Source organism: Arthrobacter sp. C9C5 (genome assembly GCF_013359735.1).
Classification (GTDB): Bacteria; Actinomycetota; Actinomycetes; order Actinomycetales; family Micrococcaceae; genus Arthrobacter.
The window spans coordinates 1-1,518 of sequence record NZ_JABFMX010000045.1; the positions used below are offsets into that span (position 1 = coordinate 1).

Genomic DNA, 1,518 nt, shown 5'->3' on the forward strand with positions numbered 1-1,518 from the left:
CGCCCCGCCAGCAGCCCCCTCGCCCGCGGGCCCCGGCACGCCGCCATCGCCGCCCGCGTCGCCGTCGTCGCCGCCGTCGGGCAGCCTCGACGCCTTCAGTCTCGCGAAGGGCATCGCCGCCGACCAGCTCTCCAGCCCCGGCAAGGTCCTCGGCTTGGTCGCGGCAGTGGCCTGCGTGGCCTACTGGGCGGGCCGGCGGTCGGCCTTCCGGATGCTCCGGCTCTGCGGAAGGCTCTAGGGAGACATCGATGCGGGACGTGCTGGAGGCCATCCTGCCGGACTGGCGGCAGGGAAAGACTGCAGGTCTGGCCACGGTGGTGAACACCTTCAAGTCCGCCCCGCGGCTTCCGGGCGCGTCGATGCTGGTCACCGCCGGCGGCGCCGCCGTGGGATCGGTTTCCGGCGGCTGCGTCGAGGGCGCCGTGTACGAGCTGGCCACCCAGGTCAAGGACGACGGCGTCCCGGTGCTGGTGCGGTACGGGATCAGCGACGACGACGCGTTCGCCGTCGGGCTCACCTGCGGCGGCATCATCGACATCTTCGTCGAGCCGGTCTCGCAGCAGCGCTTCGCCGAGCTCGACGGCGTGCGGCAGGACATCGAAGATGAAAGGCGGGTAGGCGTTGCCACGGTGATCGAGCACCCGGACGGCAACTGGCTGGGACGGCACCTCGTGGTGCGGCCGGGCGGCTTCGAGGGCAACCTGGGTTCCGAGCGGGCCAACCTCGCCGTCGGCGACGACTGCCAGGGTTACCTGGCCGCGGGCCGGACCGGCATCCTGAGCTACGGTCCTGACGGGGAGCGGCTGGACAGCGGGATGCGGGTCTTCTTCACCAGCTACGCCCCGCCGCCGCGGATGCTCGTTTTCGGGGCAATCGACTTCGCCTCCGCACTCGCACGGCTCGGGACCTTCCTGGGCTACCGGGTGACGGTCTGCGACGCCCGCGCCGTGTTCGCCACGCCGGCCAGGTTTCCCGACGCCGCCGAGGTCATCAACGAATGGCCGCACCGCTACCTTTCCCGGCAACAGGAGCAGGGACTGGTGGATGAACGGACCGTCATCTGTGTGCTCACACACGACCCGAAATTCGACATTCCGCTGTTGGCGGTGGCCCTGCGCGGACGCCCGGTGGCCTTCGTCGGTGCCATGGGGTCGCGACGCACCCACGAGGACAGGATCCGGCGGCTGCGCGAGACGGGACTGGGCGGGGCCGAACTGGCCCGGCTGCACAGCCCCGTGGGCCTGGACCTCGGCGCACGGACCCCGGAGGAGACGGCGGTGTCCATCGCCGCGGAAATCATCGCCAAGCAGTGGAGCGGCAGCGGCGAGCCGCTGCGGCAGCTGGACGAGCGAATCCACCACGACGAGCAGAACCGCGAGCAGCAGGAGGCCTAGCGGCAGCCCGGCTACGAACCCTCCAGCTGCACCACGATCTTCCCCCGAACATGGCGCCGGGCCAGGCGCTCAAGGGCCTCAGGAGCGTCCTCCAGCCGGACGTTTTCGATCGGCAGCGGGCTCA

1 protein-coding gene and 1 pseudogene are annotated in these 1,518 nt (G+C 71.1%); both read left to right on the plus strand.

Translation table 11 applies throughout. The features are described from left to right. A pseudogene (locus tag HNO80_RS17730) lies at window positions 1-238 on the plus strand (SRPBCC family protein); the annotation flags it as partial. A 10-nt stretch (window positions 239-248) separates the two neighbouring features. Then, window positions 249-1,394, plus strand: coding sequence for an XdhC family protein (locus tag HNO80_RS17735; RefSeq protein ID WP_175324167.1), 1,146 nt, complete (start codon window positions 249-251; stop codon window positions 1,392-1,394). Window positions 1,395-1,518 lie beyond the last annotated feature (124 nt).

What these genes read in the sequence shown, in the direction of transcription:
- HNO80_RS17735 (WP_175324167.1), top strand. Translation starts at nt 249, where the DNA reads ATGCGGGACGTGCTGGAGGCCATCCTGCCGGACTGGCGGCAGGGAAAG.